General features: G+C 69.7%; 7 protein-coding genes. 3 read left to right on the top strand and 4 right to left on the bottom strand.

All coding sequences use genetic code 11. From position 1 onward, the window contains the following. Nucleotides 1-225: 225 nt before the first annotated feature. Entirely contained in the window at nt 226-765 is a 540-nt protein-coding gene (locus AB4Y86_RS07805; RefSeq protein WP_441401618.1) for a flavodoxin domain-containing protein, read from the bottom strand. Between the two features lie 192 nt (nt 766-957). On the opposite strand from AB4Y86_RS07805, the gene AB4Y86_RS07800 reads away from it, so the two are divergent. After that, nucleotides 958-2,415 carry an aldehyde dehydrogenase family protein gene (locus AB4Y86_RS07800; RefSeq protein ID WP_441401616.1) on the top strand — a complete coding sequence of 486 codons (1,458 nt, stop codon included), beginning with the start codon at nt 958-960 and terminating at the stop codon, nt 2,413-2,415. Nucleotides 2,416-2,498: 83 nt separating this feature from the next. Here AB4Y86_RS07800 and AB4Y86_RS07795 read toward each other — a convergent pair whose 3' ends face one another. Continuing rightward, a complete protein-coding gene (locus AB4Y86_RS07795) occupies nt 2,499-3,914 on the bottom strand; it encodes an NAD(P)H-quinone dehydrogenase (protein WP_441401614.1) in 1,416 nt (471 codons plus the stop codon). A gap of 82 nt (nt 3,915-3,996) precedes the next feature. Here AB4Y86_RS07795 and AB4Y86_RS07790 point away from each other — a divergent pair, with 82 nt between their 5' ends. After that, nucleotides 3,997-4,815, top strand: a complete 819-nt coding sequence (locus tag AB4Y86_RS07790) for a purine-nucleoside phosphorylase (protein ID WP_441401612.1) — start codon at nt 3,997-3,999, stop codon at nt 4,813-4,815. Nucleotides 4,816-4,895: 80 nt separating this feature from the next. Here the strand turns inward: AB4Y86_RS07790 and AB4Y86_RS07785 are convergent, their stop codons facing one another. After that, complete coding sequence (locus AB4Y86_RS07785; RefSeq protein ID WP_441401610.1) at nt 4,896-5,375, bottom strand: RrF2 family transcriptional regulator; 480 nt, start codon at nt 5,373-5,375, stop codon at nt 4,896-4,898. A 242-nt stretch (nt 5,376-5,617) separates the two neighbouring features. Here AB4Y86_RS07785 and AB4Y86_RS07780 point away from each other — a divergent pair, with 242 nt between their 5' ends. Beyond that, entirely contained in the window at nt 5,618-7,369 is a 1,752-nt protein-coding gene (locus tag AB4Y86_RS07780) for a phospho-sugar mutase (protein WP_441401608.1), read from the top strand. Here the strand turns inward: AB4Y86_RS07780 and AB4Y86_RS07775 are convergent. Next, nucleotides 7,366-7,542 (bottom strand): nitrite reductase (NAD(P)H) small subunit (locus tag AB4Y86_RS07775; RefSeq protein WP_441401620.1); only part of this gene is annotated, 177 nt, incomplete at its 5' end. The genes AB4Y86_RS07780 and AB4Y86_RS07775 overlap by 4 nt on opposite strands.

Raw genomic sequence — 7,542 nt, 5'->3', positions numbered from 1 at the left:
GTCCTGCCGCTGCGATAAGGCCGATGACGGAAAGTCGTGTGCGCTTCATGATGGTCCTTCATAGAGGAGCCGGACGGGCTCGACAGCTTCGCCGCTTGGCGGCATTCTACTTGCGACGATAGCAAGATCGTCCCGTCCTTGGGCACCCTAAATGACGGCGTGTGACCCATTGGTGAGACGGATTTGACTCAGCCCGGTCCGGTGGGGATGGTCCGGCGTACTAACCTAGAGCGGGGCCGGGAACTGCTCCGCCAGGAAATCCTCGGCGAAGCGCCGGACGCCGTCCCATTCGGTGTAGACGTAGTCGCGGGACATGTCCGTGTCCGGGGACCCCTTGCTGCTGACGATCTTCTTCATCATGTGCCGTTTGAGGAAACCGTACTGCGTATAGGGCAGCGCCCCGCCGAACAAACCGACGTGGGCAGGGCGCCAGCCGGTCTCCTGTTCGAAGTTCTCCACATAGTCCTCCGCGTTGGCCTCGTCCCCGTGCGCGGCGAGGCTGACCGAGAACAGTGCTGAGGGCAGCCGTTCGAGCGCCGCCCTGTTCGTGCGGACGAAATCGGTGACGAAACCCTCGTGCTTGCCCATGTGGACCGAGGCGCCGACGATGACGCCGTCGCACTCGTCCGGGAGGGCGTCGCCGGAGGTTTGGAGATCGACCGTCCGCGCCTCGTGGCCGTGCTCGCGAATGACGTAGGCAAGATATTCGGCGATCCTGGCGGTCTGGCCCTCGACGGTCCCGAACAGGATAGAGATGTTGGCCATGGTCCACTCTGTGCCCGTGCGGGCACGGACGGGTAGGGTCCAAGTCCCCGGCGGCCGGCGGCGAGGGCTCACTGTCACCGGACGGGGGTCTTGACGGCGACGGCGGCACAGCATGTGATGGACGGGACCGGACCCTACGCCTTCCGCGGGCCCCTAGACGCCCCGGGCAGCTCCACGATGAAAGGACACGACATGTCCCTGCTCGATTCCGCCCTCTGGGACGGCAAGATCTACGTCAACGGCTGGCGCGCCGGCGGCGGCGGCACCGGCGCCAGCGTCGAACCGGCTACCGGCGAGCAGCTGGGCAGCTACGGCGTCGCCTCTGTGGCGGATGTCCGCGAGGCCGCCGCGGCCGCCGCGAAGGCGCAAAAGGAGTGGGCCGCCCGCAACCCGGAGGACCGGGCCGCGGTACTGCGCCGCGCGGGGCAGCTCTGGGAGGAACACGGGGCGGAAATCCAGGACTGGCTCGTCCGCGAATCCGGCGGCATCCCGCCCAAGGCCGGGCTGGAAACACACATCGCCGCCAACGAGTGCTACGACGCCTCGGCGCTGCCCGCGCTGCCGGCGGGCGACGTGCTGACCTCGAACGAAAACCGCTGGTCCTTCGCCCGCCGCCGGCCGGTGGGCGTGGTGTCCGTGATCGCGCCGTTCAACTTCCCGCTGATCCTCTCGATCCGCGCCGTCGCGCCCGCCCTGGCCCTCGGCAACGCGGTGCTGCTCAAGCCGGACCCGCGGACCGCGGTCTGCGGCGGTGTGACGGTGATGCGGATTTTCGAGGAGGCCGGGCTCCCGCCGGGGCTGCTCGCACTGCTGCCGGGCGGCGCGGACGTCGGCGCCGCCGTCGTCGAGGCCCCCGAAGTCCGCGTGATCGCGTTTACCGGTTCGACGGCCGCCGGCCGGAAGGTCGGCGAGTCAGCCGGCCGGCTGCTCAAACGCGCCCACCTGGAGCTGGGCGGCAACAGCGCGCTGATCGTGCTGCCGGGCGCCGACCTGGCCAAGGCGGCCTCCGCGGCGGCGTTCGGATCGTTCATGCACCAGGGCCAGATCTGCATGGCGGCCGGACGGCACATCGTGCACGAGGACCTCTACGAGGACTATGTCGCCGCCCTCGCCGAGAAGGCCCGCCAGCTTCCGGTGGGAGATCCCAAGAGCGGCACCGTGGCGCTGGGTCCGGTGATCGACGAGCGCCAGCTGCAGCGGGTGGACGGGATCGTCCAGGACGCGGTGCAGGGCGGTGCGCGGCTGGCCGCCGGGGGCACCCACGATGGCCGCTTCTACCAGCCCACAGTGCTGGTGGACCTGCAGCATGACAGCCGGGCCTGGAAGGACGAAATCTTCGGACCGGTGGCGCCGGTGATGAAGTTTTCCACCCTCGACGAGGCCGTGGCCCTGGCCAACGACAACGAATACGGCCTCTCCATCGGCATCTTGGGCGACGTCGGCCTGGCCATGACCGTCGCGGACCGGCTGGACTCCGGGAAGGTCCACATCAACGAACAGACGGTCTCGGACGAGGCGAACTCACCCTTCGGTGGGGTGAAGAACTCGGGCAACGGCTCGAGGGTCGGCGGGCATCACGCCAACATGGAGTCCTTCACGGAGCTCCAGTGGCTCACCATGCGCCCGGACATCGCGCCTTACCCGTTCTAGCCGGCAGTCCAGGCGGACAACAGGAAAGGAGCAACCGGCGCAGACTTTCCGCCGGGTTGCTCCTTTTCGCCGTGGCGAGTTGCCTACATGTGGACGTGCAGGCGCCTGGCCGCTTCCGAGATGGAGCCGCTCAGCGACGGGTAGACGGTGAAGGTGCTGGCGACGTCGTCGACGTGCAGTTTCTGCGTCACCGCAAGGGAAATCGCGAAGATCAGCTCCGAGGCGTTCGGTCCCACCACGACGCCGCCGATCACGGTGCCGGAGCCCTTGCGGGCGAAGATCTTGACGAAGCCGTCCTTGTGGTTGCGCATCTTGGCCCGCGCGTTGCTGCTGAGCGACAGCTTGATGACGTCGCCCTGGTACTTGCCGGAGTCGATTTCGGCCTCGGAGACGCCGACGTTGGCGATCTCGGGCGAGGTGAAGATGTTCGACGCCACCTGGTGCAGCTTGAGCGGGGTGACGCCGTCGCCCAGGAAGTGCGCGATCGCGATGCGGCCCTGCATCGCGGCCACCGAGGCGAGGGCCAGCACGCCGGTGCAGTCGCCCGCGGCGTAGATGTTCGGCGCGGTGGTGCGCGAGACGCCGTCGACCTTGATGTGGCCGCTCTCGGTCAGCGCGACGCCGGCCTCCTCGAGGCCGATCCCGGCGGTGTTCGGGATCGAGCCGACGGCCACCAGGCAGTGGCTGCCGGTGACCTTGGAGCCGTCGCCAAGGGTGACCACGACGCCGTCGTCCGTGCGCTCCACGGTCTGGGCGCGGGCCCGCGACAGCACCTTCACGCCGCGGCGTTCGAAGACGCCTTCCAGCACCTCGGCGGCGTCCGTGTCGGAGCCGGGCAGCACCCGGTCGCGGCTGGAAATGAGGGTGACCTTGGAACCGAGGCCGTTATACGCGGAGGCGAATTCTGCGCCGGTGACGCCGGAGCCCACCACGATCAGCTCCTCGGGGAGCTCGTCCAGGTTGTAGATCTGAGCCCAGTTCAGGATCCGCACGCCGTCCGGGCGGGCCGTGGGCAGCTCGCGCGGGTGGGCGCCGACGGCCAGCAGGACCGCATCGGCCTCGATCGTCTCGGTGCCGTCGACGGTCAGGACCTCGAGGGTGTGGCTGTCGAGCATCTTCCCGGAACCGATCAGGATGCGGACGCCCTGCTTCTCCAGGCCCCGCCTGATGTCGGCGGACTGCTGCCGGGCCAGGCCCAGCAGCCGGTCGTTGATGTGCTTAAGGTCCGCGCGCATCGTCGGGGCGCAGTCGCCGCCGTCCACGTCGAATTTGACGCCCAGCTCGCCGGCCTCGGCCATGCGGGTCATCAGGTCCGCCGTCGCGATCAGGGTCTTGGACGGCACGACGTCGGTCAGCACCGCGGACCCGCCGAGACCGGCGCGTTCGACGATGGTGACCTGCGCCCCCAGGGAAGCGGCGACCATGGCGGCTTCGTAGCCGCCGGGCCCTCCGCCCAGAATTGCAATTCGGGGAGCGCTGAAATCGGGGTGCGTAGTCACAGTCATCCATTGTCCACCATTCGAACCGGCGCCACCAATGAGGAGGCTGGGCAGCGCCGCGCGGGCACGGTAGCTTATTCCAGTGAGTAATACAGAATTCCTGAACACAGACCCCTTCGACGCCGCCCGCGCCGCCGCCGATTACATCGCCGCAGAGACCGGCGTCGATAGCCACGACGTCGCGCTGGTGCTCGGCTCGGGCTGGGGCGACGCCGCCGAACTGATCGGCGAGACCACCGCCACGCTGTCGGCCGACGAGGTCCCCGGGTTCTCCTCCCCCACCGTGGTGGGCCATGTGGGCACCATCCGCTCGGTGCTAACCCGGGAGGGCAAACGCGCCCTGGTCCTCGGCGCCCGCACGCACTACTACGAGGGCAAAGGCGTCCGGGCGGTCGTGCACGGCGTCCGCACCGCGGCCGCCGCAGGCTGCAAGACCCTGGTGCTGACCAACGGGTGCGGCGGCCTGAACGAGGACTGGGCGCCGGGCACCCCCGTGCTGATCAGCGACCACATCAACCTCACCGCCACTTCCCCGCTTGAAGGCGCCACCTTCGTGGACCTCACCGACCTGTACTCCTCGCGGATCCGCGGCCTGGCCCGCGAAGTGGACCCCAGCCTGGACGAAGGCATCTACGCCCAGTTCACCGGCCCGCACTACGAGACCCCGGCGGAGGTGCAGTACGCCAAGCGGATCGGCGCGTCCCTGGTGGGCATGTCCACCGCGCTCGAGGCCATTGCCGGCCGCCACGCGGGCATGGAGGTCTTCGGCATCTCACTCGTGACCAACCTCGCCGCCGGCATCAGCCCGGTGCCGCTGAGCCATGGTGAAGTCCTTGAAGCCGGACAGGCCGCGGCTCCGCGCATCTCCAAGCTGCTCGCCGAAATCGTCGCCAAGCTCTGAGCCGGACCTCGCCGGCTGTCCTGAGCCCGGCCGGCGGGCCGGGACCTCGCCGGCCGTCCGGCGGGCCGCCCCGCCTCGTCCTAGCCGGCGGCCAGGTGCCGGACGGCCTTCTCCCGGTCCCCGGGGAAGCGGCGTTCCATGGAGTCGGCGATCCCGGCGATGGTCTGCCGCGCCAGCGCCTGCCGCCACGCCAGCTCGGCCTGCCGCATGGTCTGGGAGATCAGGCAGGTCCGGACGAAGTCTTGCTGCCGGTCCGCTTCCGGGACATCACCCAGGATGCCTTCACAGCGGAACGCCGGCTCCGCTCCTTCCAGGGCCAGCACCACGTCCAGCACCGTGATGTTTTCCGGGGTGCGCGCCAGGTGGAAGCCGCCGCGCGGGCCCGAGACCGAGGTCAGGATGCCGGCCCGGACTAGGGCCTGGAGTTGTTTGTTCAGGTATGCGGCGGGAAGCCGGTAGAAGGCCGCGAGCCTGGCGCTGTTCACTGCCTCGCCCGGCGGCGTCCAGGACATGTTGACGCACGAGTGCACGGCCCATTCCACCCCTCGGCCCATTTTCATATTCCAGACGCTACGTGTCCGGAAAAATGGCTGTCAATGCTCCGCCGGGACAACCGCCGCGCTCTTGAGCGGATCCTTCGGAAGCCCTGTACCGGGCGGACCGCTCGCCGCTGTGTCGGCCAAAAACCCTGCGGTGCGGGCCACCTCGCGAAGCGGGACAGCCCAGAGTGTGACGGAACCGTAAGCCGGGCCCGCGCCCGTCCGGGCGCGGCGGGCCCGGGTTTGACGCTAGTTTGGTATCCATGACGTCTTCCGATGCCGCATTGACCCAACTGTTGAGCGACGCCCGCAACTGGGCGGCCCAGGATCCCGATCCGGCCACCACCACCGCCCTGACCGAGCTGATCCGCCTCTCCGACGAGGGAGTCGCGGGAGCCCGGCAGGAGCTGGCCGACAGTTTCAGCGGCACCCTCCAGTTCGGCACCGCGGGACTGCGGGCAGCCCTCGGCGCGGGGCCGAACCGGATGAACCGGGTGGTCGTGCGCCGCGCCGCCGCCGGTCTCGCCGCCTTCCTCGGCAGCACTGTCGCCCAGGCCGCGCCGGGAACCCGGCCGCGCGCCGTCGTCGGTTACGACGCCCGCTACAACTCAGACATTTTCGCCGAAGAGACTGCCGCGATCTTCACCGCCGCCGGCATCGAGACGTTCCTGATGCAGGCAGCGCTGCCCACACCGCTGCTCGCCTACGCGGTCCGCGCCCTGGACTGCGACGGCGGGGTCATGGTCACGGCCAGCCACAACCCCCCGCAGGACAACGGGTACAAGGTCTACCTGGGCCGCCACGCCGTCGAAGACAGCGGGCGCGGCGCCCAGATCGTGGCGCCGTACGACGCCCTGATCGCCGCGGAGATTGAGGCCGTCGGCGCACTGGATTCGATCGCGCTGGCGCCGGCCGGCTGGACGGTGCTGGATCCGTCGGTCGCCGCCGACTACCAAGCCGCCGTCGCCGCCCTCGCCGAGCCGGAGCGTTTCCCGGCCCGCGACCTCAAAATCGTCCTCACCCCCATGCACGGCGTCGGCGGCAGTACGGCCGTGGCGGTGCTGGCGGCGGCCGGCTTCACCGACGTCAGCCTGGTCGCCGAGCAGGCGGAGCCGGACCCCGACTTTCCCACCGTGAACTTCCCGAACCCCGAAGAGCCCGGCGCCCTCGACCTCGCGCTGGAAGCCGCTGCCCGGGTGGACGCCGACCTTGTGATCGCCAACGACCCCGACGCCGACCGCGCCGCTGTTGCGGCCAAGGACCCGGACACCGGCGCCTGGCGGATGCTGCGCGGCGACGAGGTGGGCGCCCTGCTGGGTGCGCACGTCGTGGCGCGTCTGGCCGTCTCCGGGGACGCCGGCGGCGGCGCCGCAGCCGGCGTCTTCGCCAATTCAATCGTTTCGTCCCGGCTGCTGGCGCGCATCGCCGCCGCCGCGGGTTACGCCCACGAGGAAACCCTCACGGGTTTCAAATGGATCGCCCGCGTCCCCGGCCTGCTTTACGGGTACGAAGAGGCGCTGGGCTACTGCGTCGCACCCGCCCTGGTGCGGGATAAGGACGGGATTTCCGCGGCGGTGCTGATCGCCGAACTCGCGGCCGCTGCCAAGGCCGAGGGCAAGACTATTTTCGACACCCTCGACGAGCTGTACCTGGTCCACGGGCTGCACGCTAATGACCAGCTCAGCATCCGCGTTGCGGACCTGGGGCTGCTGGACGCCATGATGAACCGGCTGCGGGTCAGCCCGCCCGAATCCTTCGGTGGCTCCGCCGTCGAAACCGCGACGGACCTGGCGGTCGGCAGTGAACAACTCCCGCCCACTGAGGGGCTGCTCTACCTGACCCGGGACCACACCCGCGTCATCATTCGTCCGAGCGGCACCGAACCGAAACTCAAGTGCTACCTCGAGGTGATCCGCAGCGTCGGATCGGCCGCCGAGTTGCCGGCCGCCCGGCTCGAGGCCCGCGCCGCGCTCGACGCCGTCCTGGCCGACGTGCGCGAAGCGCTGGGGCTCTAGAGTTCCACCTCGATGAAGCCGGCCGAAACCCGGGCGGCGAAGGTGCCCAGGCGCAGCTCCGGGTTACCGAGGCACTCCCCCGTTCCGAGGTCGTAAACCTCCTTGTGCAGCGGCGAGGCCAGCGTCCGGCGGGCGCCGCGCGAACCGGTGATGCCGCGGGCCATGACATGCGC

Origin of the sequence: Arthrobacter sp. 2YAF22_2 (genome assembly GCF_052114645.1) — a bacterium.
Classification (GTDB): domain Bacteria; phylum Actinomycetota; class Actinomycetes; order Actinomycetales; family Micrococcaceae; genus Arthrobacter.
Note: the sequence above shows the minus strand (reverse complement) of the source record. Positions and strands in the feature narration are given on the sequence as shown.

What these genes read in the sequence shown, in the direction of transcription:
- AB4Y86_RS07785 (WP_441401610.1), bottom strand. Translation starts at nt 5,375, where the DNA reads ATGAAAATGGGCCGAGGGGTGGAATGGGCCGTGCACTCGTGCGTCAAC.
- AB4Y86_RS07805 (WP_441401618.1), bottom strand. Translation starts at nt 765, where the DNA reads ATGGCCAACATCTCTATCCTGTTCGGGACCGTCGAGGGCCAGACCGCC.
- AB4Y86_RS07800 (WP_441401616.1), top strand. Translation starts at nt 958, where the DNA reads ATGTCCCTGCTCGATTCCGCCCTCTGGGACGGCAAGATCTACGTCAAC.
- AB4Y86_RS07780 (WP_441401608.1), top strand. Translation starts at nt 5,618, where the DNA reads ATGACGTCTTCCGATGCCGCATTGACCCAACTGTTGAGCGACGCCCGC.